Below are 22910 nucleotides of genomic sequence, written 5' to 3'. Positions count from 1 at the left end.
CGCCGCGCGTCACCGCTTAGAATCCGGAGCTCCCCGTCTTTCGGAGTTCCGGATGCGTCATCGTCCTCTGCTGCTCTGCCTGGCCATCACGGCCGCCCTCACCGCCTGCCAGCGCGAACCCGCCACGCCGGCCGCGACCGCGCCGGAGTCCACGCCCGCCGCCGCGGCGCCGGCACCGACGCACACCTTCGCCGACGACATCAACGCCGACGATTTCGCCGAGCTGGTGAAGACGCTCGCCTCCGACGCCTTCGAAGGTCGCGGCCCGGGCACGCCCGGCGAGGAAAAGTCGGTCGAGTACATCAAGTCGCAGTTCGAACGCATCGGCCTGAAGCCCGGCGTCAACGGCAGCTGGTTCCAGGACGTGCCGATGACCGAAACCACGGCCGACGAAACCACCGACCTCAAGCTCGAGGTGAACGGCAAGCCGGAAACGCTGAAGTTCGGCACCGACATGGTCATCGGCACGCGCACCGGCCAGCCGGAAGTGAAGATCGATAGCAGCGAACTGGTTTTCGTCGGCTACGGCGTCGACGCGCCCGAACGCAAGTGGAACGACTACGCCGGCGTCGATGTGAAGAACAAGACGGTGGTGATGTTCGTCAACGATCCCGGCTTCCACACCAGCGACGCCTCGCTGTTCGAAGGCAAGCGCATGACCTACTACGGGCGCTGGACCTACAAGTTCGAGGAAGCCGCGCGCAAGGGCGCCGCCGCCGCGCTGATCGTGCACGACACGCCCGGCGCGTCCTACGGCTGGGACGTGGTGAAGAACTCCTGGTCCGGCGCGCAGTACGACCTGCGCGCAGCCGACGATCCGGCGCCGCGCATCCCCGCGCAGGGCTGGCTGACCGCCGATGCGGCGAAGAAGCTGTTCGCCGAATCCGGCCTCGACCTCGATGCGATGTACAAGGCCGCCAACAAGCCCGGCTTCAAGGCGATCCCCCTGAAGGCGAAGCTGTCGGTGGACCTGAAGAGCAAGATCACCGAGAAGCAGTCGCGCAACGTCGTCGGCATCCTGCCCGGCACGGAAAAACCGGACGAAGCCGTGGTGTACATGGCGCACTGGGACCACCTCGGCAAACACGACAGTGAAACTGGCGACAACATCTACAACGGCGCCGTCGACAACGCCACGGGCGTGGCCGGCATCATCGAGATCGCCGGGCAGTTCGCCAAGGCGCAGCCCGCGCCGAAACGTTCGCTCGTCTTCACCGCGGTGACGCTGGAGGAATCGGGCCTGCTCGGTTCCAAGTATTACGTCGCGCATCCGGCCATTCCGCTCGACAAGACGGTCGGCGTGATCAACATCGACGCGATGGGCGTGGCCGGACGCGCGCGCGATCTCGTGGTCGTGGGCAAGGGCAATTCCGAGCTGGAAGACATCCTCAAGCCGATCGCCGACAAGCAGGGCCGCACGCTGGTTGAGGAAAGCGCGCCGCAGAACGGCTCCTACTTCCGCTCCGATCATTTCAACTTCGCCAAGGCCGGCGTGCCGGCGCTGTATGCCGAAGGCGGCGACGATCTGGTCGAAGGTGGCAAGGCCGCCGGCGAAGCCGCCGCGAAGGCCTACAACGAACAGCGTTATCACAAGCCCGCCGATCAATTCGACGCGACGTGGAAGCTGGATGGCGCGATCGAGGATCTGCAGGCGCTGTACGGCGTCGGCCGCGTGCTGGTGGACGGCAACCAGTGGCCGAACTGGTACCAGGGCAATGCCTTCCGCGCCGCGCGTGACAAGATGATGTCAGGCAAGTCGGAAACCACACCGGCGAAGTAATTCATCCGCCGCTCCGAAGCCCCTTTTCCACGAGAGGAAAGGGGCTTTTTTATTTGGCTCCGCCGCGTCCCGCAACCTATACGCAACCTTCACCGCGAAACTGTTTTCTTGTTTCGCAAGAGTTCGGGGAGCTGCTTGCCTGTTGCGGAAACCGGCGTGATGCGTGCGGTGACGTGTCCCGTTTCGTCTACGTGCCAGGCAAGCAGCCAGTTTTTGTCCCGACGTGCCAGACCGACGCCGATCTTCGGCACATCGTGCCCGTGCGGGATGTCCACCGCATAACCTCCTCTCTTTTCGCGCATACCGCTGTTCAAGACGAAGCCATTGCGGCAAGCTGCGCGCCATCACCCAAGGGGAGGAACGACAGATGGCCACTGCCTACTGGTGCATCGTGATCGCCGCGCTGCTGCCGTATCTGTGGGTCTTCCTCGCCAAGGCGAGCGGGCCGCGCTACGACAATCGCGATCCGCGCGGCTGGGTGAGCAAGCAGGAAAACCCGCGCATCCACCGCGCCAACGCCGCGCATCTGAACAGTTTCGAGGCATTCGCGCCGTTCGCCGCCAGCGTGCTGATGGCGCAATTCGGCGGTCTCGATCCGCAACGCATCAACCTGCTCGCGATGGTCTTCATCGGCGCGCGCATCCTGCACGGCGTCTTCTATCTCACGAACAAAGCTCCGCTGCGCTCGCTCACCTGGCTGGTTGGTTTGGGCTGCGTGCTGGCGCTGATGGTGCAGGCGGCGATCGCGATCACCGACTGAACACCATTCGCGAAGCGGCGTAATCGCGATGTCCCTCATTCCCGCCTTCGCGGGAATGACGAGCAAAAGCGGAATTACGCGGGGATCAGGCGCACGCGCGCGAAGTTGCGCTTGCCCACCTGCAGCACACCCTCGAATCCAGGCGCGAATGTTGTCGTCCCGTCTTCGACAACTGCGCCATCCACGCGCACCGCACGCTCCTTGAGCTTGCGCGCGGCCTCCGAGTTGCTCGGCGTGATGCCGGCAGCGGTCAGCAGCGCGCCGATGCGGATGCCGTCGACGGGAATCGCCACGTCCTGCAGCGGCAGCAGCGTGGTGTCGCCCTCGCCGCGTACAGCCGCGTGCCAGCCGGCGATGGCGGTATCGGCGGCCGCGGCATCGTGGAAACGCGCGGCCAGCTCGCGCGCCAGGCGCAGCTTGACGTCACGCGGATTCAACTGACCGGCTGCCACTTCGCCCTGCAAGCGCTTGGCTTCGTCGACGCCGATCTCGAAACTCAGCAGCTCGATCCAACGCCACATCAATTCGTCGCCGATCTTCATCGTCTTGTTGACGATGTCGATCGCCGGCTCCGAGATGCCGATGTAGTTGCCGAGCGACTTGCTCATCTTGTGCACGCCGTCCAGCCCTTCCAGCAGCGGCATGGTCAGCACGATCTGCGGCGGCTGGCCATAGTGCTCCTGCAGACCGCGGCCCATCAGCAGGTTGAACTTCTGATCGGTGCCACCGAGTTCGACATCGGCCTTCAACGCGACCGAGTCGTAGCCCTGCACCAGCGGATACAGGAATTCGTGGATGGCGATCGACTGCTGCGCCGCGTAGCGCTTGGCGAAATCGTCGCGCTCGAGCATGCGCGCCACCGTGTGCTGGGCGGCGAGGCGGATCATGTCGGCGGCGGTCATCTGGCCGAACCACTCGCTGTTGAAACGCAGCTCGGTGCGATCCCGATCGAGCACCTTGAACACCTGCTCGGCGTAGGTCTCGGCGTTGGCCAGCACGTCCTCGCGGGTGAGCGGCTTGCGGGTGACGTTCTTGCCGCTGGGGTCGCCGATCATTCCGGTGAAGTCGCCGATCAGGAAGATCACCTGATGGCCGAGGTCCTGGAACTGCCGCATCTTGTTGAGCAGGACCGTATGGCCCAGGTGCAGGTCCGGCGCGGTCGGGTCGAAACCGGCCTTGACCCGGAGGGGGCGGCCGAGCTTGAGACGGGCCTCCAGTTCCTCCTGTTTGAGGATCTCATCGGCACCACGGGAGATCAGAGCTAGGGCTTGGGGGAGGTCGGTCGATTCAGGCACTTGGGACAATCCGAGAGATGACGATCGCAGTTGAAATGTGAAGGTTAGTGTAAAAGATGAGTTAAAGCGACGTTAAGGCAAAACCACCAAAACCCCCTGTTACATCAATGACTTGACGCTACCTTTTCGCGTGTCTATGGTACCTCCCTTACATGCCCTTCACGCTAGGGGGCGGGATACCGAAATGACCGAGCCGACCCTGTCGCGAGACGCAGCCCATCGCCGCGTCCTCTCCAACAATCTTCGCGACGCGGCCCGCAACAGCACCGAGCTCGGTTCCACCCCCCTTCGTCAGCGCCTCGGCTTCGACGGCCGCTGGACACGCCGTCATTGGGCGCACGCCAGCCTGTTCGCCTCGCTCGGCGCGCTCGTGGCGGCGATCGTGCCCGGTTTCTCCAACACTCTACAGGCCCCGGCCGGCGCGCAGCGCACCACCATGTCGCTGAGCCTGCCGCCGCTGGCATTGTCGAAACAGCAAGGGCAGACCGGCGACAGCTGGCAGATCGTCAGCGTGAGTCGCGGCGAGACGTTGAGCCACCTGCTCGACCGCCTCGACGTGCCGGAAACCGATCAGCAGCGCCTGCTCGAACATCCCGGCCTGAAGAAATCCCTCGCCAAACTCAAGCCGGGCACCGAACTCGCCTTCGACATGCCGGTCGGCACCGACGGCAAGCCGGCCACCCTGCGCAGCTTCCGCTACGACCGCGACGACAGCCATCGCGTGGAACTGTCCCTGGCCGGCGACAAGGTCGCCGAGAAGGTGATCGAACGTGCCACCGAGACCCGCACCGTCGTGCTCAGCGGCAAGGTCGGCGGCTCGCTGTATCGCTCCGCGCGCAAGATCGGCCTGTCAGGCGGCGCCATCGACACGCTCACCGACGACATCTTCAAGTACGACATCGACTTCAACTCCGACGTCGGCGCCAACGACCGCTTCAGCGTCGTGGTCGAGCAGACCTGGCGCGAAGGCGAACTGATCAACACCGGCCCCGTGCTCGCCGCCACCTTCACCTCCGGCGGCAGGTTGTACAGCGGCTTCCGCTTCGTGCGCGACGGCAAGCCGGAGTACTTCACCGCCGACGGCCGGCCGCTCAAGCGCAGCTTCATCCGCATGCCGATTCCCTATGCACGCATCACCTCCGGCTTCGGCATGCGCCGGCATCCGGTGCTCGGCCGCATGCGCGGGCACATGGGCGTCGACTACGCCGCCGGCTCCGGCACCCCGATCATGGCCGCGGGCGACGCGCGCGTTTCCTTCGTCGGCTGGAAGGGTGGCTATGGCCGCACCGTGATCCTCGATCATGGCCGTGGTTATTCCACGCTGTATGGCCACATGTCGTCGTTCGGCAGCATCCGTGCCGGTCAGCGCATCGCGCAGGGCACGATGATCGGGCGCGTCGGCAGCACCGGCCTTGCGACGGGTCCGCACCTGCATTACGAATTCCGGATCAATGGTGTGCATCGCAATCCGCTTTCGATCACGATGCCGCCGCCGGAGCCGTTGTCCGGCATGCAGCTCGCCGCTTTCCGTGCGCAGGTGGGACCTGCGCTGACGCGGATTGCGAAGGTTGAGAACATTATTTATGCCGGGGATACCGGGACGCGGGTGGCGGCGGCGTTGGGGCGGCGGGGTAAGAAAGGGTAATTCTCTTTGCTGCCTTGACCTGTTGTTGCTGGGTAGTCGCTCGTTTTACTGAAGATCAAAGGCGTTTCGTCCGCTGCGCGGCCGAGTTCATTTCTTTTGGTAAGCCCCAAAAGAAACGAACCAAAGAAAAACGCTTTTCTCGACACAGCAATCCCATGGCGGGTTGAACCCTAGGATTTTCCGACTCGCCATCCATGGCTCGGTCGGAAAACGGCGGGCTTCCTGCCCGCCGCCCTTCGGGTCTAGAGGCAATCGCGGCTCGCAAGGTTTAGCAGCCATGAGCAAAAGCTTTGCTCGGCTTTGTCTCGCCTTTCGCTTCTAAAAATGCTTGAGCGCCATCGGCATCCGGAGACCCGGAGGGCGGCGCACAGGGATGTGCGCCGTTTTTCGACCGAGCCAGGATGGCGAGTCGAAAAATCCCGATAACAATGAAACCCTGGAGCTGCTTCGTCGGGAAAAGCGTTTTTCTTTGGTTCGTTTCTTTTGACGCTTATCAAAAGAAATGAACTCGGCCGCGTAGTGGACGAAACGCTTTTGACCTTCAACAGCACCACACAAGAATCCACACCACAAAGCGGTTACCCTTCCCAACACCATCCAATCCACCATCACCATGCTCTACTTGGGCCTCATCTCCGGCACCAGCGTCGACGGCATCGACACCGCCATCGCAAGCTTCGACGGCACCCCCGAACTCCTCTTCGGCCGCACCTACGCCTGGGATCCCCAACTGAAAGAGCGCCTGGTCGCCCTCGGCCAGCAATCCGCCACCCTCACCCTCGACGACATCGCCGAACTCGACGTCCGCATCGGCGCCGCCTTCGCCGAAGCCGCGCAGCGCGCGCTCACCGACAGCGGCACGCAAGCCACGCAGATCGCCGCCATCGGCTCGCACGGACAAACCTTGCGCCATCGCCCATATGGAGAATTCCCCTACACCCTTCAACTCGGCGACCCGAACACGATCGCCGAACGCACCGGCATCCGCGTGGTCGCGGACTTCCGCCGCCGCGATGTCGCCGCCGGCGGCCACGGCGCTCCATTGCTGCCCGCCCTGCACGCGGCGCTGCTGAGTTCGCCGGACGAAGATCGCGCCGTGCTCAATCTCGGCGGCATCGCCAATCTCACTCTGCTGCCGAAACAGGCCGCCGCCGATCGCAACCACGTGCGTGGCTTCGACTCCGGCCCCGCGAACGGATTGATGGATGCATGGTGCCTGCGCCACACCGGCCACGGTTTCGATCGCGATGGCGTGTTCGCGCTGTCAGGCAGAATCGATGAAGCGCTGCTCGCGCGCCTGCTCGACGAATCCTGGTTCGCATTACCGCCACCCAAATCCACCGGCCGCGATCAGTTCCACCTCGGCTGGCTCGAATCCAAGCTGGCGGGCAACGAAGCGCCCCAGGATGTGCAGTCCACGTTGCTGATGCTCAGTGCGCGCAGCATCGCCGACGCCTTGCGCGCCGCGCAGCCACGCACTGCACGCGTGATCGCCTGCGGCGGCGGCGTGCACAACACCGCATTGATGTCGGCGCTGGCGGCGACGCTCCCGGAATGCATCGTCGAATCGAGCGCGGCGCACGGCATCGATCCGGATTTCGTCGAGGCCATGGGCTTCGCCTGGCTCGCGCACGCCACCTTGCGGGGACTTCCGGGCAACCTGCCCAGCGTCAGCGGTGCGAGCGGGCCGCGGATTCTCGGTGGTGTCTATTCGGCTTGATCGTCGCGGGTCATCCGCGATCGGTCGCGCTCCGCATCACTGCGCCTGCGCGACAGGCTCCTTGATCCGCCGCCACAGCCATGCCAGCAGCGCCAATGCCGGGATGACCGTCGCCGCGCTCAGCATGAAGAAAACGCTGTACGACGTCGCCTCGACGATATAGCCGGAGACACCGCCAACAAACTTGCCCGGCAGATTCGCCAGCGACACCAGCAGCGCGAACTGCGTGGCCGTGAAATTGCGATCGGTAAGCGATGACATGAAGGCGATCGACACCGTGCCGGCGAATCCCTGGCACAGATTGTCCGCCAGCAGCGCCGCATAGAACGCCCAGATCTGCGACGGATATTGCGCCATGAGCAGGAACGCGAGATTCGACAAGGCCACACCGAGCACGGCCACCAGCAGCATGCGCCGAAAACCAAACGCCGCCACCGCCACACCGCCCGCGAAAGCGCCGAGGATGCCCATCCACACGCCGAACAGCTTCGACACCGTGGCGATGTCCGCCTTGGTGTAACCCGAATCGAGATAGAACGGCCCTGCCATCACGCCGATCACCTGATCCGGGAACTTGTACAGCCCGACGAACAGCAGCAGCGCGATTCCGAAAGACAGCCCGTGATGGGAGAAGAAGCTCGTGAACGGCTGCCAGAACGCACCGGCCAGATCGATCTTGCGCGCCACCGCCGTTTCCGGTGCCGCGGCCGGCTCACGCGACAACAGCGTCGCAAGCATGGGCAGCAGCATCAGCGACGACATCGCGACATAGGCAGCCGTCCAGCTGCCGTATTCGGCGATGTACAACGCGCCGGCGCCGCCGACGATCAAGCCGACCCGGTAACCAAGCGTGTACGTCGCCGCCAAGGCGGCCTGCGAATTGGCGGGCGCGATCTCGATGCGATAGGCATCGACCACCGAATCCTGCGTCGCGCCCGCGAACGAAGCCACGAGCACCCAGGCAACGAGCCCCGTCACGCTCAGCTCCGGTCGCATGTACGCCAGTGCGAACAAACTGACGGTGACCACCGCCTGCGAAACGATCAGCCAGGAACGGCGGCGGCCCAGGAATGCGGTGAGCGGAAACGCGTAACGATCCAGCAGCGGCGCCCACAGGAACTTCAACAGATAGAAGAAGCTGGCGAGGCTGATCAAGCCGATGCTGCCCAGATCAAGGCCGACATCGCGCAGGCGCGTGGACAATGTCTGCGAGGCGATCAGCAGGAACGGCAGTCCGGAACCGAAACCGAACACCGCCATCGTCAATGCCGACGGCGTGCCGAAGGCACGCCTGATGCCGGCCCAGCCCTTGTACGACACTTGCGTGGACGTGTCCGCCGTTGTGCTCACAGGGCGTAATCCACCACGAACGGCGCATGATCCGAGAACCGCGGCTCCGGATGAATCGCGCAGCCCTTCACCTTCTTGCCCAACGCCGGCGTGATCAGCTGATAGTCGATGCGCCACCCGACATTGTTGGCGCGCGCGGCGCCGCGCTGGCTCCACCAGGTGTATTCGACGGCGTCCGGCTTCACCACGCGGAAGCTGTCGAGCCAGCCCAGATCGGGTTCCTGCGTGCCGTCACCGCAACCGTCGGTGATCATGCCGTTGAGCCAGGCGCGCTCGGGTGGCAGGCAGCCGGAGTTCTTCTGGTTGGAAGTCCAGTTCTTGATGTCGTTCTTGGCGCGCACGATGTTCCAGTCGCCGCACAACACATAATCGCGTCCGCTGTGCAGCCATTCCTCGAGCACGGGCTTCAGCCACTCCATCACTTCGTACTTGAAGCCCTGGCGCAGCTCGCCGGACGAGCCGGACGGGATGTAGAACGACACCACGCTCAGATTGCCGAAACGCGCTTCCAGATAACGGCCTTCGTCGTCGAACGGCGCCCAGCCGAGCGCGGTGCGTACCTCGTCCGGCTCGCGCTTGCTGTAGATGGCCACGCCGCTGTAGCCCTTCTTCGTGATCGCATCCTTGAACCAGGCCTTGTAACCCTTGGGCAGAAATTTACCGTCCAAGCCAGCATCCCCGGCGAGCTGATGCTCCTGCGCCTTGGTCTCCTGCACGCACAGCACGTCGGTCTTCTGCTGCGTGAACCACTCGAAGAAACCTTTGCTGGCGGCCGAGCGCAGGCCGTTGGCGTTGAAGCTCATGATGCGCATGGGATCGAATGGGCAGTGGCGAATCGCGCAAGCGTAACGGATTCGGGCGCCAGCGGCCTGACTGGCGATTCGCGATGCGTCCGGCGCCGCCCGCGCCTTATCATCTCCTCCATGATCGCCATTCCCGACCTGCACGTCGCGCCGGTCACGCCCGAACTCGCCAGTGTCGTGCGCACCTTGCGAGTGACCGAAGATCAGTATCCGTTCGTCGGCGACGCCACCCTCAACCTCGCCCTGGCCGAAGCCGATCCGAACAGCGAGGCCATGGCGATCCTGGTCGGCGATACCGTGATCGGTTTCTACCGGCTCGACTTCGCCGGCGCCATGGCCGGCTGGAATCCCCATGGCAAGGCTGGCGTCGGCCTGCGCGCCTTCATGCTCGACCGCGACTGGCAGGGCCGCGGCCTCGGCACGCGGGCGATCAACGCCTGCTGCGCCGATCTTCAACGCCGCCACCCCGAGCGCCGCCTGCTCGCGCTCACCGTGAACTGCAGCAACCTCGGCGCCATCCGCGCCTATCGCAAGGCGGGCTTCGTCGACACAGGCGAACTGTATTTCGGCGGCAAGGCCGGACCTCAGCACTTGATGGTGCGTGGGCTGAACGCCCGAACCTAGCCGAGGCCGCAACGGCGACGGCGATGTGACATCCCGATAGCATCCCGCATGGGACAATGCGCCACATGACCGATCACCGCACCCGCTTCCTGCAACTCGCCCTGCAAGCCGACGCGCTGCGCTTCGGCGAGTTCGTCCTGAAATCCGGCCGTACCAGTCCGTATTTCTTCAATGCCGGCCGCTTCGACTCCGGCGCGGCGCTGGCGACACTGGCCGGCTGCTACGCCGATGCCATCGACACCGCCGGCACCTCCTTCGATCTGCTGTTCGGCCCCGCCTACAAGGGCATCCCGCTCGCCGCGGCGATCGCCTGCGAATACGCGCGCCGTGGCCGCGATCTGCCGTTGGCCTTCAACCGCAAGGAGGCCAAGACGCACGGCGAGGGCGGAAACCTCATCGGCGCGCCGCTGGCGGGCCGCCGCGTGCTGATCGTCGACGACGTGATCACCGCCGGCACCGCGATCCGCGAGGCGCTCACCCTGATCCGCGAGGGTGGCGGCACGCCGGCCGCGATCGCCATCGCGCTCGATCGTGAAGAGCGCGTGTTCGAGGACGACGACCGCTCCGCGGCACAGACCGTCGCCACCGAACACGGCATCCCCGTGATCGCCATCGCAACTCTGTCCGACCTGCTTGCGTTCGCCGGCGAAAACTCCACACTGGCCGCAGAACGCGACCGCCTGCTCGCCTACCGCGCGCGCTACGGGAGCCGGGTATCGTCATAAACGTGCCATTCGGAAGCATGTCGTATTGAGCCGGCCGGGGGGACGGCATTGATGAAAGCCGTATCGATGAAAACAGCCATCGCATGCACGGTCGGCGCCTTGTTGTTGCTGCCGGCGGCCATCCCCGCGCAGCAGAAGAACCAGAAGGCCGCCGCGGCGAAGAAGCTGTACTGCTGGGATGAAGGCGGCCGCCGGATCTGCGGCGACACCCTGCCTCCTGAAGCCGTCGATCGCGCGCGCACCGAAATCAACGCCAGCAACGGCAAGACGGTCAAGACACTCGACCGCACCCAGACCGACGAAGAGCGCGCCGCCGCCGTGTTGGCGGAAAAGCAGGCCAAGCTCGCCGCCGAAAGCGAGGCCGCCGCCAAGCGCCGCGACCTGGCGATGGCCGAGTCCTACGCCAGCGAAGAGGAATTGCGCCGCGCCTACGGCGACCGCATCGTCCTCATCGAGGAATCCCTCAAGGGCTCGCGCCTGGCCGTCCTCAACCTGCGCCAGAGCCTGCTCGGCCTGCTGCGCCAGGCCGCCGATCTCGAACTGCAATCCAAGCCGGTCGCGAAGCCGCTGACCGAGAAGATCCAGCAGCAGCATGCCGACCTGCTGCACCTGGAAGACACACTGCAACAGCAGATGGCCGAACGTGCCTCGCTGGGCACAGATCTGGAACAGACGCTGGAGCGGTATCGTGCGCTGAAGGGGGCGGGCAGCACCGCGCACGATTGACACCTCGAATCATCGCTGGAGACCGCTTGACGGGATTCGGCGCCTGAAGATCAATAGAAAAGCCGGGATTTCAGCAGGAGCCCGGACACCGTCTTCACACACGCCCTCCCGGAAAATTCGGTAGCATCCGGACCAGCTCTCAGCCAAAGGCATCCAGGATGAGCCGATCTGTTTTCGCGACCATGGGCTTGTTGCCAGCCATGTGCATTGGATTGATCGCGTGCGCGTCGAGTCAGCCCGTACAAGCCGCCAAGACCGACTTCAGTGGCGTCTGGTCCGCAAAACATTGCGACAAGGCCGAACCGAACCGCGAATGCGGGGTCTTCTACCTCTACCTGACCCAGCAAGGCGATCGTATTTGCGGCGAGCATTTTGTCGCCACCGCGGGTCTTGCCCGTGTCGACGAAGGTGATCCCGGCACCGTGCTTGGAACTTCTGACGGGAAAGAAGCCGTTCTTCTCATCAAGAGCACGAGAAACAACGCGTGGTACATGGCGAAGGGCGAGATCTCGGATGACCGCCTCACATGGCACCGAGTCGGCATGGCCGTGCCCGGCATGGATGACGAGCCTCCTATCATCCCGCAGACGGATACTCTGACGAAGAGCACGGCGCCGGAACAGCTTGAGCACCTCAAAGAGATTGAAGCTGCTCCATGCCAATGGGCGGATCAAAAGCACTGACACGTAGCGGGTCATAAGGGACACGATCATTCAGGGAGAAATCGTATGCCGATCGATTATCAAGAACGCACTCAGGAAGAGTATCGCCGCCGAGCGAGCGTGATGATCCAGAATTTTGAAGGTTACCGCGCCGGCCCCTACGACGCCGGCGACAACATGGCGACAATCGGTTACGGTTACACCTTCAACAGAAACAACAATCTCGAGCTATGGGACAGGGCGGGCGTGCAGCTTTCCCCTGCCGAACGCCGGCAGCTGGCTGCCATCGACGCGGCGCCCGGTGACCAGAAAACCGGCCTCGGACTTGCATTCCGCGTCCAGATCACCCGCGAAGAGGCGCGCAGCCTGCTGGAAAATGCCAGCCTGTCGAGATACGAAGGGCATGCCGCCAGCTTGAACATGCCGTTTTCCGACGAGAGAGCCACGGTCGTCTCGATCACGTACAACCGCGGCACCGGGCGCATGCAAACGCACATGCAGGGATTCAACGACGCGATCGCGGATGGCGATCGTGCTGAAGCCTGGTATCAGCTTCGCTATAACAGTCGGGGAACGAATCCGGACCCGGATGTCGAATTCGGATTGCGCGCACGCAGAAACATGGAGGCCCAGGCTTTCGGGCTGTACAACGATCCTCAGAACGTCACTTCCGAGGAGGCCCGCAGCGTACTGCAGATGTTCCAGCTCCACCGCGGAAACATCGAAGAAAACGAAAGGGGCTGGGGAGTCGACTTCGAAGGCAATGCAGCGGCACGCAACCGGAACGCCATCGCGCAAGCGAATGCCAACTGGCCTGGCCTCGTTCAAGAATACGGACAGGTACCGACCATCAACGAGGCGATGGAGCCGGCCCGACTACGACTGCTCACCGACCTGCGAACCGAACATCCCGATCTCGCGGGCAGATTACGCGATCAGGATTTCGCGACTGCAGCGATTTACCTGGATCCAGGACGCGACTTGAGAGCCAGCAACGGACTGCGCGCCGACCAGCGCAATTCAACGACACAGGACGTCGACGAGAACCATGCCGCCACTCTCGACTCCCGCCGGATGCGTGGCAACACCGAAGTTGCCAGCAACGATTTGCTGATCGGCAGGGGCGGCAACGACACGTTGCGCGCCCACCGCGGCGACGACATCCTCATCGGCGGCGAAGGCCGCGACCGGATGGAAGGAGGCGAAGGCCGCGACACTTACGTCGTCGGCGCGGGCGACACCGTAATGGATAGCGATGGCCTGGGCGAAGTCCGCTGGGGTGGTCGTCAGTTGACGGGTGGCACCCGCAACGAATCCGATCCCGCCAATACATATCGCAGTGCCGACGGACGTTATACCTACACGCTGGAAGGCGGCAATCTCGCGATCACGGACAATACGCCGACCGATCAGACGCTTCGGGAGCGAGTGGTCATCGAGAACTTCCAAAGCGGACATCTCGGGATCAATCTGTCCGGTCCGACATCCGGCACGAGGGGCGGTGGTGGCCAGACACAACCCGACCCGCTGCAGCCGGAACGCAACGAGCGCCAGCGGCTGCAAGACGGCGACCGCGCCCCAAGCAATGCCATTCCCACCGGCATGCCCGCCGACCCCGGCACGCCCAGCATCCAGAACCCAATCCGCTCCCTCGGCCCACACGACTCCCGCGATCCGCGCGATCCCACACACCCCGACCACGCCCTCTACGAACAGATCCGCGAAGGCGTGCAGCGCCTCGACGCCCAGCACGGGCGCAGCTTCGACGCCGCCAGCGAGCGGATGTCGATGAGCCTGCTGGCGCTGGCGAAGCAGAGCGGCATCTCCCGCGTCGACGATGTCGCGGTGAACAACCGGACGCCGACCCTGCAGGCCGGCGAGCTGGTCTTCCTCGTGCAGGGCAACCGCTCCGACCCGGCGATGCAGCGCGAATCCATGCCGACCGCCGCCGCCGCGCAGACGCCGGTGAACGACTCGATGCAGCGGATCGAAGTGGCGAACCAGCAGATGGCGCAGCAGTCCGTGCGAGAGGAGGCCCTGCAGCGCGGAGAGGACCCCAATCGCGGGCCCAGGGTGGTCTGACGCCCATCGGCCGGCAAGGCGGCTCCGCCGGCGGTTGAGGCCCCGCGCCGGCCGGATTTCCGGGGTTTTCCGCTCAGGTTCGCGCCACGGTACGGCCGCTATACTCCCCGGCTTTCCAGGAAAAGGTGCCCCGGGTGCCGTCATCGAAACCGTCGCCTCCCCCGTCGACGCTGGCGATCCGGGCCTACACGGCCACGACCGCGCTCGGGCGTGGGCGTGAGGCCCAGGCACGGGCGCTGCGCGAGCGCCGTGGCGGCCTGAGGCCGAACGATTTCGGCGAGGGCGCCGCCGCCCGGGAGCGGCTGGACTGCTGGATCGGCCGCGTCGACGGCCTGGAGACCTCGCCCCTGCCGGCGGAATTCGCCCAGTGGGACTGCCGCAACAACCGTCTGGCCTGGCTCGCGCTGCAACAGGACGGGCTGTTCGACGCCGTCCTCGCGCTGCGTGAACGCCATGGCGCGGCACGGGTGGCGGTGGTGCTCGGCACCTCCACGGCCAGTATCGGTGCCAGCGAAGAGGCCTACGCGCGGATGGCCGGCGGCGGGAGCCCTGCTTTTTCGCAGCACTTCCCCGCCGATCTCGCCCGCCCGATCGTGCACACGCCGCACTCGCTCGGCCACTTCGTGCAATACGCCACCGGCCTGCGCGGGCCGTGCATCACTGTCGCCACGGCCTGTTCGTCCAGCGCCAAGGTATTCGCACAGGCGGCGCGGCTGATCCACGCCGGCATCGTCGATGCGGCCCTGGTCGGCGGCGTCGACACGCTGTGCGGCAGCATCCTGTTCGGCTTCAACGCGCTCGGCCTGGTGTCGGCGCAGCCGTGCCGTCCGTTCGACGCCGAGCGCGATGGCCTCTCGCTCGGCGAAGCCGGCGGTTTCGCCATTCTCGAGCGTGCCGATGCCGGCGATGACGCCGGCGACGCAACCCTGCGGCTGTGCGGCTACGGCGAGTCCAGCGACGCCCACCACATGTCCTCGCCGCACCCGGAAGGCCTCGGCGTGCTCGCCGCGATGCGCGACGCGCTGGCGCGCGCCGGCATCGATGCGGGCGACATCGGCTACCTCAACCTGCACGGCACCGCCACGCCCGCCAACGATGCGGTGGAAGCGCGCGCCGTGGATGCGCTGTTTCCGGGCAGCGTGCACGCCAGCTCCACCAAGGGCTGGACCGGCCACACGCTCGGCGCGGCCGGCATCGTCGAATCGGTGTTCGCGCTGATCGCGCTGGAAGACGGCATCCTGCCCGGCATGCTCAACAGCACGCGCCGCGACGATGCCTGCGGCGCGCAGATCCGCCTCGACAACGACGAACGCGCGATCCGCTACGCGATGAACAACTCCTTCGGCTTCGGTGGCAACAACTGCTCGCTGGTTTTCGGGAAGGTCGCGTGAGTTCGCTGGTCGCCGCCATCGAAGGCATCGGTTTCTGGATGCACGGACTGCCTTCGTGGGAAGCGGCGCGCGCATTCGTCAACGGCGGCACGCTGGTCGCCGATGCACCGGGCAAGCCATCGCCGCAATTGCTGCCGGCGAACGAGCGCCGTCGCGCCTCCGAATCAGTGGGCATCGCGCTCGATGTCGCCGCCGCGGCGTGTCAGGCGGCGGACCGCGATCCGGCCTCGCTGCCGTCGGTGTTCGCCTCCACGCACGGCGATCTCGCCATCACCGACTACATCTGCGCGACGCTCGCCAGCGAGCCGCGCGCGATGTCGCCGACCAGATTCCACAATTCCGTGCACAACGCCGCCGCCGGCTACTGGACCATCGGCAACGGCTGCATGCATGCCACCACCGCGATCAGCGCCTTCGACGGCACCTTCGCGCAAGGGTTGCTCGAAGCGCTGGCGCAATTGAACGACGGCGCCGAAGCCGTGCTGCTGGCCGGCTACGACACCGCCTCGACCGGCCCGCTCGGCGAGATGACACACAGCGAAGGATTGCTCGGCGGTGCCCTGGTGCTGTCGCGGCGCGATCCCGGCTTGCACTCCCACGCCGAGAAACCCGCTATCGCCGCACTGCGCGCGACGCTCGTCGACGGCGATCCGCCACCGACCCAAGGCGCGCTGGCGCGACTGGGCGCCAGCAACGCCATGGCGCAGATGTTGCCGTTGTTCGACGCGTTGGCCAGCGGCGGTGATGTCGTCCTGCTGAAAGCCGGCCCCGGCCGGTTGCTGAGAGTAGAAATCGCGCATGGTTGAAACGTCCTCGTCCGCACCGGGATTCACCGGCGCGTCGAACAGCCGCGGCAACGTCGCCGTGGTGATTCCCGCGCTCAACGAATCGCTGCGCATCCGCGAAGTGGTGCTGGACGCACTGACCTATTGCGATCACGTGATCGTCATCGACGATGGTTCCGACGACGGCACCTCCGACTGCATCGCCGACCTTCCGATCACCCTGCTGCGACATCCGCAGCGCATGGGCAAGGGCGCTTCGCTACGCGACGGTTTCCGCGAAGCGCAGCGCCAGGGCGCGCGCGGCGTGCTCACGATGGACGGCGACGGCCAGCACAGCGCCGCCGACTTTCCCCGCCTGCTCGCCGCCGCCGATCGCCATCCCGGCTGCGTGATCATCGGCGCGCGACTGCGCAAGCGCGCCGCGCAGCCGATGTACCGTCGCATCGGCAACGATTTCGGCGACTGGGGCATCGGCTGGGCCTGCGGTTTCCGCATCGTCGACAGCCAGAGCGGACAGCGTTTCTATCCGCATTCGGTCTACACGCTCGAAGGCGTGCCGGGCGAAGACTTCGTGTACGAGGCGCAACTGCTGATCTCGGCCGCGAGGCACGTCGGCGCCGGCATCGTCGCGGTGCCGATCGAAACGCGCTACGCCACCGCGCACGCGCCGGACACCTTCCGCAAGAGCCACTTCCGCCTGGTGCGTGATCTGTGGAAGATCACCTCGCACGTCGTCACGCAGGTGTGGAGCCGCGGCAACGTCATGCAGGAATATCGCCGCACGCGCGCGCGGCCGCCGCGCATCGATGATCCCGACGGGGAGTTCGAAAGTCCGCGACCGGTCGCGCCACAGCAGCAAGCGGGCCGGTAAGGAGACAGGCCGCGCCTCTTTCTTCGAGTCGAGCAAACCCCTACTCGATTTGAATGAAGTTCTCAGCCTGTTCCGGGGGTGAGAGAGCCTCCTCCTTCCTTGCTTCATCGACGATCCTGGAAAGGTATCCGTACCATTCTTCTTGGATGCGATCGACCGGCCCGATGATGTGCTCGAAATTCTCCAGCGATGCCCCATCGGCGATGAGCCGTTTGTAGGCCTTGGCATATATTCCGTTTCGGTAGTGAAACAGGAAATGGGTCAAGCTCCAGTAGTGGATGTAGTACTGATTGAACGACCGGTTCATATCCGGACCGCCACGGCCTTCAACGATGTTTCTCAGTGGAATGATCTGGCCGTTGGCGATGTCCTGCTCCAGCGAGCCACTGAGCCTGCAGCGGCCTAACCACCAAATGGGGTATGCATCCGCATCGATTTCACCCGGCTCGAGTTTTCCCGCCGAAATCCGGCTTGCTCCGAAGTAGCTTGCAAGCCCTTCGTCCACCCATTTGACCCGTTTGAAGCCCGAGACCTCGCGCTCAAGCTGATGAGTTGCCTCATGGATCATCCAGTGATACGGATTCGGGCCGCTTGCGTCGAAATATGCATGACTGCGCGGCGGCAAATAATACGCCTCCGCCCAAGGACTGCTTCTATTGTTCCTCTTGAATTCCGCCCGATCCTTATACAGGACCAGGATCAGCTTCTTCTTGTCCCCGGGAACAGCCCGCGCATGAAAAACGCTCGCGTAAGCGGCATGCAAGCTTTCCACGGCAACAGCAACCTTGCTTGTCCGCTCATCCGTCGCCGAAGAATAGATCAAGTAATGGGAAGTCTCATGCATCACCGCGCTTGCAGGTAACGGGGGCTGTCTGGATTCTGGTCTTGCCTGCTGGCTTTTTTTCTTTTCGGTACCGGTGGCGTCGTCAGCTTTTTGCGCGCAGCCAACGGCAATGGCTGGAACGAGAGCAAAGAGCAACCACGATATGGGGAAGCATCCCACCCGCGATCGATCGACCCGTATTCTGAACATGAAGTCAGCGGCGCGGATATTGCTTTCGGATCGCCGCCATCGCGGTATCGATCAGTGTTTGCAGCACCTTCTCGTCGATATCGCTTAATCGCTTGATGTACAGGCAGCCTTTGCCGGCACTGTGCTTGCCAAGCTTCTGCAACAACGGTTCGAACGGCGCGAGGTCGGAAGCGAGATAGAGCACGAGGGCCTGCTTGCGCGGGGCGAACCCCACCACCGGCCAATCGCCTTCCTGGCCGCTGGCGTATTTGTAGTGGTATTGGTCGAAGCCGACGATGCCGGAACCCCACAACTTCGGTTCACAGCCGGTGGCCTCGCGCATCATCGCCGAGAGCGCCTCAGCGTCGGCGCGCTTGTCGGGATCATCGATGGCGGCGATGAAGTCGGCCACCGATGCGGTCTGCGGCTTGGTCTTCGGGCCCGCCATTCCCGGCGCTCCGGTGAGGATCAGCGGGACGGCGGCGCGGGTTGCGGAGGAAGCGCGGGGGGCATCGCGTCGGATGGCGGCGGATTGGCGATGTAGATGGCGACGCCGCGCGCGAATTTCTGTCGCGGCGTGATGTCGACACCCACGCCAACGCCGCCATAGCCATGCCCGCCGATGCGGCCACCGCCTCCGCCGACGCTCATGCCGCCTCCGCCATAACCATCGGCGGTGCCACGGAAGAGCACGCCGTTGGCACCGAGCTTGGCGGCTTCCTTGCGCAGCTTGTCGATCACCGAGTTCATCTTGTTCTGCTCGCCGTAGGTGAGGGCGCCGCTCTTGGTCTCCAGCAGGGCGATCTCCTCGAACTGCACGGCCGGCGTGTTGAAGTACACGCGGACCTGCGCGGGATCGATCGGCGGACGCGGCCGGCCGGTGACCAGGGCGGAACTGGCGCAAGCGGCCAGCAACAGGGCGAGCAGTGGCACGACGGCCTGACGCGTTTTGCGGAACATGGTCGATCCCCCGATGATGCCGTGAACGGAAGCGATGCTACGCCAACCGCCCCCACCGGCGCTGAATAAATGCATGTGGCCACGCGCCCGGCTCAGACCATACCCGCTCAGGCCATGCCGCCGTTGATGCCGATCACCTGGCCGTTGATGTAGCCGGCCTCGGGCCCGCACAGGAAGGCGACCAGCGCGGCAACCTCGTCCGGCGTGCCGGCGCGCCCGGCCGGGACGATCTGCTTGATGGTCTCGGGCGAAAAGACAGCGTCCGTCATGCCGCCCGCGATCACGCCCGGCGCCACCACATTCACGGTGATGCCGCGGCTGGCCATCTCGCGCGCCAGCGATTTCGATGCGCCGTGCAGCGCGGCCTTGGCGGCGGCGTAGTTGCTCTGGCCGCGATTGCCGAGCACCGCCGACACGCTCGACACGCTGACGATGCGGCCCCAGCTCGTGCGCGCCATCGGCAGCAGCAGCGGCTGGGTGACGTGGAAGAAGCCGTGCAGCGACACGTCGATCACGTGCTTCCATTGCGCGTCGGTCATGCCGGCCATCGGCGCGTCGTCGTGGATGCCGGCGTTGTTGACGATCACCTGCACGGGACCGTCGGTGAGCAGGGTCTCGATGGCCTGACGCGTCGCCTCGCCGTCGGTGACGTCGAAGGCAACTGCCGTCGCGATACCACCGGCGTCACGGATCTCGGCCGCCACGCTTTCGGCGCGCGCGAGGTTGGCGTTGGCATGGACGATGACGTGCAGCCCGTCGGCGGCGAGCCGCCGGCAGATCGCGCCGCCCAGATCGCCGCTGCCGCCGGTGACCAGGGCGCGTCTTGTCAGAGCACGTCTTGTCAGAGCATGTTTTGGCGAGGTGTCGGAAGGCATCGTCCTATTATCCAGAAACCGATCCCGCCGTCGCCGGGGCGTGGAGCATGACCGCCGCGCGGCCTTCGGCGATCAATTCACGGGCATGGAAGATGCGGAATGCGTACTGCTGGCTGAGCCCGGCCTCGGCCAGGACTTCGGCTTCGCCTTCGAGCGCTTCCGGCAGGTCGTCGATGCGGGTCACGTGCAACCGCACATCGCGCAGCGCCACCAGCAGGCCCGGCTTGACCGGTTCGCCCTTTTCACGCGAACGCAACCCGCCGTGCACCGCCATCGCCTGCGCGCCGTATTCGCACAGGTGCACCGCGTGCAATCTGTCCTGCGAACGCAACGGGTGATCGGAGTCGCGATGGTTGCGCGCGCGCAGGCGAATGCGATCGGCCTCCCAGGCCAGGACTTCGTCCCACAGGCACATCGCGCCCTGATGCGGAATCAATGCCTGGATGTCGGTGCGCCGGAGCATGGCCATGATGCTCAGCGCGCGTCCGCGACCGGCTGCCGCGACACGAGCAACGCCAGCACGAAGTTTCCGAACACGCCGATCGCCACCGTCGTTCCGATCGCGCGCAACACCGGGATCGAGGACAGCGCCAGCATCGCGAACACCAGCAGCGTTGTCAGACTGCATACGATCAGTGCGTGCAGCGTGCGCAGTTGATCATTGCGATCATCGCCGGCGTGATCGAAGAACAAGGCGTAATCGAGGCCGAGGCCGGCAGCCAGAATCAATGCCACCAGGTGGAACAAGGTCAGCTCGACGCCGCACAGCCGCAGGATGGCGAGGATGGCGAGCGTGGTCAGCGCCATCGGCAGCAGCACGCGCACGACGCGGCGCGGCGTGCGCAAGGCGACCCAGACGGCAACGGCCAGCAGCAGCGCGGCGACGCCGAGCGCGGCGAGCACGCGGCCGCGATAGGCGATGACCAGCGATTCCGATGCCGCTTTCATGTCAAGCAACTGTGCTCCATGCGTGCCCGCGGCGCGAGCGACCGCGGGCAGGTCGCGCAAGCCGCTGAGCGAGACCAGCGCGGTGGCATGGTCGCCGCTCTCGATCAGCAGACCGGATACGGATGTCGCCAGCGGCGTGCCTTCGAGATTGCGGCGCAACAGCGGCGGCGCGCGCCGGGCCTTGGCGACGTCGTCGACGAAATCGTTGAAGGCATCGGCGCGGAATGGACTGTCTGTCAGCGCCGAACCGAGCGCGGCCCGCAATGCCGCCGTCTTCGGCAGACGCTGCTGGCGCGCGCGTTGCAGCGCGGCGCTGGGCAGGAGGCGCGCGGCCATGTCGTAGCCGGACAAGGCCTTGTTCGCGACAAGGTGATCGAGCGCGGGGCGCAGGCGTTCGGACGCCGCGAGCACGGCTTCGGCATCGCGGCCTTGCACGGTCAGTACGTAGCGCACGTCGGGCGCGCCGAGTTCGGCGCGCAGATCGGCATCGCGGGCCAGCGCATCGGGCGGCACCGGCGTGAGCTTCGCCAGATCGTTCTGCCAGAAGGCGCCCGGCGCGAGCGCGATTGCGGCCAGCGCCAGCAATGCGAACACCGCCAGCGCCCAGCGCGGCCTCGGCGCGCGCTCGATGCGGTTCCAGACCTTGGCGAGGAAACGCGAATCCGCCAGATCGCGCGGCGCGGGATCGATCAGATGCGGCAACAGGAAGCGCGTCGTCAGCGCCGCGGTGGCGAGGCCGGCGATAGTGAAGGCGGCAAGCTGGTTCAGGCCATCGACACCGGCGAAGAAAAACGTCAGATAGGCGATACAGGTGGAGACGACGCCGGTCGCGAGCGTGGGCCACAGCGCGCGCGCGTTGTGGACGGGCGATTCACCCGGGCGCTGATGGCTGAAGAGATGGATCGGATAGTCCTGCACCACGCCGATCAGGGTGAACCCGAACGCGACGGTGATGCCATGCACGCCGTCGAACAGCAACGCGACCGTGGCCAGTCCTGCCAAACCGGCGCTGGCCAGCGGCAACACGCCGAGCACAGGAATCTTCCAACTGCGGTAGGCGATGATCAGCAACAGGATCAGGCCGATGGTGTCGAAGCTGCCGATCCATTGCGCCTCGGCCTGGGTGCGTCCGCCGATCTCGACCGAGAACGCGCCGGGGCCGCTCAACACGAGTGATGTCTTCGCCTGCCCACGCACCTTGGCGAAGGCTTCGCGGATCGCATCCACCGCCAATTGTTGGCCGGTGGGATCGAACCCGGCCGCGTGCGTCTGCGCGAGCAGCAGGGCGCGCTTGCCGGCGCGATCGAACCAGACGCCGTACAGCCGCTGCGGCGCGTTCGCCGGTTGCAGCGCGTCGGCGATCTTGAGGGTTTCCAGCGTGGGATCGCTGGGAAGCAGCGGCTCCACGAGCCCGCCCGCCGGCGAGCCGAGGTCCTGCACGCGCTGTTCGAGTTCGTCGCGCAGGTAGGCGGCATCGAAACGCTGCGTGTCGAGCGTTGGCGACAGCAGATAACGATAGGGACGCAGGTGCTCGGGAATCGCGTCGAAACTCGCCTCATCGCCGTTGGCGACGAGCGTGAACTTGTCGTCGCGCGCGAGCGCCTCGCGCAAGGCTTGCGATTGTTCGGCCAAGGTCTTCGCATCGCCGTCGGACAGGGCGATCAGCAGCAGGCGCGACCCCGGCCCTTCGCCAAGTTCGTCGAGCAGCAGCTTCTGCGCCGGCGTGTCCGCATCGGGCATGAACTTGCGCAGATCGCCAGTGAGCTGCAGGCGCGGCGCGATCGCCCAGGCGGCGAGCGCGAGCAATGCCAGCCACAGCAGCGCCAACACGAGACGCGTCCTGGCATTCATGGGTCGAAACTCGACGGCAAACCCGTCTCCCCTGCGCGCGGGAGA

At 65.3% G+C, this 22910-nt stretch carries 23 protein-coding genes; 12 read left to right on the top strand and 11 right to left on the bottom strand.

Features of this window, described 5'->3' with window-relative positions; translation table 11 throughout:
- Window positions 1-52: 52 nt before the first annotated feature.
- Entirely contained in the window at window positions 53-1780 is a 1728-nt protein-coding gene (locus tag AC1RNP_RS12835; protein WP_493051653.1) for a M28 family metallopeptidase, read from the top strand.
- Window positions 1781-1869: 89 nt separating this feature from the next.
- Here AC1RNP_RS12835 and AC1RNP_RS12830 read toward each other — a convergent pair whose 3' ends face one another.
- Window positions 1870-2055, bottom strand: a complete 186-nt coding sequence (locus tag AC1RNP_RS12830; RefSeq protein WP_493051652.1) for a hypothetical protein — start codon at window positions 2053-2055, stop codon at window positions 1870-1872.
- Window positions 2056-2147: 92 nt separating this feature from the next.
- Here AC1RNP_RS12830 and AC1RNP_RS12825 point away from each other — a divergent pair, with 92 nt between their 5' ends.
- Entirely contained in the window at window positions 2148-2540 is a 393-nt protein-coding gene (locus AC1RNP_RS12825) for an MAPEG family protein (RefSeq protein WP_493051651.1), read from the top strand.
- A gap of 74 nt (window positions 2541-2614) precedes the next feature.
- Here AC1RNP_RS12825 and tyrS read toward each other — a convergent pair whose 3' ends face one another.
- Window positions 2615-3835 carry a tyrosine--tRNA ligase gene (gene tyrS, locus AC1RNP_RS12820; RefSeq protein ID WP_493051650.1) on the bottom strand — a complete coding sequence of 407 codons (1221 nt, stop codon included), beginning with the start codon at window positions 3833-3835 and terminating at the stop codon, window positions 2615-2617.
- A 184-nt stretch (window positions 3836-4019) separates the two neighbouring features.
- On the opposite strand from tyrS, the gene AC1RNP_RS12815 reads away from it, so the two are divergent.
- A complete protein-coding gene (locus AC1RNP_RS12815) occupies window positions 4020-5480 on the top strand; it encodes a M23 family metallopeptidase (RefSeq protein ID WP_493051649.1) in 1461 nt (486 codons plus the stop codon).
- 318 nt (window positions 5481-5798) lie between these two features.
- Here the strand turns inward: AC1RNP_RS12815 and AC1RNP_RS12810 are convergent, their stop codons facing one another.
- Window positions 5799-6089 carry a hypothetical protein gene (locus AC1RNP_RS12810; RefSeq protein ID WP_493051648.1) on the bottom strand — a complete coding sequence of 97 codons (291 nt, stop codon included), beginning with the start codon at window positions 6087-6089 and terminating at the stop codon, window positions 5799-5801.
- A 4-nt stretch (window positions 6090-6093) separates the two neighbouring features.
- Between AC1RNP_RS12810 and AC1RNP_RS12805 the strand changes: the two genes are divergently transcribed.
- Window positions 6094-7200 carry an anhydro-N-acetylmuramic acid kinase gene (locus tag AC1RNP_RS12805; protein ID WP_493051647.1) on the top strand — a complete coding sequence of 369 codons (1107 nt, stop codon included), beginning with the start codon at window positions 6094-6096 and terminating at the stop codon, window positions 7198-7200.
- A gap of 36 nt (window positions 7201-7236) precedes the next feature.
- Here AC1RNP_RS12805 and AC1RNP_RS12800 read toward each other — a convergent pair whose 3' ends face one another.
- Together AC1RNP_RS12800 and AC1RNP_RS12795 are read right to left on the bottom strand one after the other, a co-directional pair.
- Complete coding sequence (locus AC1RNP_RS12800) at window positions 7237-8550, bottom strand: AmpG family muropeptide MFS transporter (RefSeq protein ID WP_493051646.1); 1314 nt, start codon at window positions 8548-8550, stop codon at window positions 7237-7239.
- Complete coding sequence (locus AC1RNP_RS12795) at window positions 8547-9362, bottom strand: exodeoxyribonuclease III (RefSeq protein ID WP_493051645.1); 816 nt, start codon at window positions 9360-9362, stop codon at window positions 8547-8549. Before AC1RNP_RS12795 ends, AC1RNP_RS12800 begins: the two co-directional genes overlap by 4 nt.
- Before the next feature lie 111 nt (window positions 9363-9473).
- Here AC1RNP_RS12795 and AC1RNP_RS12790 point away from each other — a divergent pair, with 111 nt between their 5' ends.
- The 8 genes from AC1RNP_RS12790 (at window position 9474) to AC1RNP_RS12755 (ending at window position 17219) form a co-directional block, all read left to right on the top strand.
- On the top strand, window positions 9474-9977 hold the full coding sequence (locus AC1RNP_RS12790) for a GNAT family N-acetyltransferase (RefSeq protein WP_493051644.1): 504 nt from the start codon (window positions 9474-9476) through the stop codon (window positions 9975-9977).
- Between the two features lie 65 nt (window positions 9978-10042).
- Window positions 10043-10702, top strand: a complete 660-nt coding sequence (gene pyrE, locus AC1RNP_RS12785) for an orotate phosphoribosyltransferase (protein WP_493051643.1) — start codon at window positions 10043-10045, stop codon at window positions 10700-10702.
- Between the two features lie 66 nt (window positions 10703-10768).
- Window positions 10769-11428, top strand: coding sequence for a hypothetical protein (locus tag AC1RNP_RS12780; RefSeq protein WP_493051642.1), 660 nt, complete (start codon window positions 10769-10771; stop codon window positions 11426-11428).
- Between the two features lie 158 nt (window positions 11429-11586).
- Window positions 11587-12111: a hypothetical protein gene (locus AC1RNP_RS12775; protein WP_493051641.1), complete on the top strand. Its 525-nt coding sequence runs from the start codon at window positions 11587-11589 to the stop codon at window positions 12109-12111.
- Window positions 12112-12156: 45 nt separating this feature from the next.
- A complete protein-coding gene (locus AC1RNP_RS12770) occupies window positions 12157-14172 on the top strand; it encodes an XVIPCD domain-containing protein (RefSeq protein ID WP_493051640.1) in 2016 nt (671 codons plus the stop codon).
- A gap of 170 nt (window positions 14173-14342) precedes the next feature.
- Window positions 14343-15563 carry a beta-ketoacyl-[acyl-carrier-protein] synthase family protein gene (locus tag AC1RNP_RS12765; RefSeq protein WP_493051833.1) on the top strand — a complete coding sequence of 407 codons (1221 nt, stop codon included), beginning with the start codon at window positions 14343-14345 and terminating at the stop codon, window positions 15561-15563.
- Window positions 15564-15601: 38 nt separating this feature from the next.
- The gene (locus AC1RNP_RS12760) at window positions 15602-16369 is read left to right on the top strand and encodes a beta-ketoacyl synthase chain length factor (RefSeq protein ID WP_493051832.1); all 768 of its coding nucleotides are present in this window, start codon (window positions 15602-15604) and stop codon (window positions 16367-16369) included.
- Complete coding sequence (locus AC1RNP_RS12755) at window positions 16362-17219, top strand: glycosyltransferase family 2 protein (protein WP_493051639.1); 858 nt, start codon at window positions 16362-16364, stop codon at window positions 17217-17219. Before AC1RNP_RS12760 ends, AC1RNP_RS12755 begins: the two co-directional genes overlap by 8 nt.
- Before the next feature lie 40 nt (window positions 17220-17259).
- Here the strand turns inward: AC1RNP_RS12755 and AC1RNP_RS12750 are convergent, their stop codons facing one another.
- From AC1RNP_RS12750 to AC1RNP_RS12725, 6 genes are all read right to left on the bottom strand, one after another.
- Complete coding sequence (locus AC1RNP_RS12750) at window positions 17260-18198, bottom strand: DUF1570 domain-containing protein (protein WP_493051638.1); 939 nt, start codon at window positions 18196-18198, stop codon at window positions 17260-17262.
- A gap of 58 nt (window positions 18199-18256) precedes the next feature.
- Complete coding sequence (locus AC1RNP_RS12745) at window positions 18257-18679, bottom strand: DUF1801 domain-containing protein (protein ID WP_493051637.1); 423 nt, start codon at window positions 18677-18679, stop codon at window positions 18257-18259.
- A 20-nt stretch (window positions 18680-18699) separates the two neighbouring features.
- Complete coding sequence (locus AC1RNP_RS12740; RefSeq protein ID WP_493051636.1) at window positions 18700-19191, bottom strand: hypothetical protein; 492 nt, start codon at window positions 19189-19191, stop codon at window positions 18700-18702.
- Between the two features lie 107 nt (window positions 19192-19298).
- Window positions 19299-20066: a 3-oxoacyl-ACP reductase FabG gene (gene fabG, locus AC1RNP_RS12735; RefSeq protein ID WP_493051635.1), complete on the bottom strand. Its 768-nt coding sequence runs from the start codon at window positions 20064-20066 to the stop codon at window positions 19299-19301.
- 7 nt (window positions 20067-20073) lie between these two features.
- Window positions 20074-20529, bottom strand: a complete 456-nt coding sequence (locus AC1RNP_RS12730; RefSeq protein ID WP_493051634.1) for a hotdog family protein — start codon at window positions 20527-20529, stop codon at window positions 20074-20076.
- 11 nt (window positions 20530-20540) lie between these two features.
- The gene (locus AC1RNP_RS12725) at window positions 20541-22865 is read right to left on the bottom strand and encodes an MMPL family transporter (RefSeq protein ID WP_493051633.1); all 2325 of its coding nucleotides are present in this window, start codon (window positions 22863-22865) and stop codon (window positions 20541-20543) included.
- Between the last annotated feature and the right edge of the window lie 45 nt (window positions 22866-22910).

This window comes from Luteimonas sp. GW821-FHT14E02 (genome assembly GCF_058803905.1).
The sequence above is the reverse complement of the archived record's forward strand: the minus strand, read 5'-3'. Positions and strand labels throughout refer to the sequence as shown.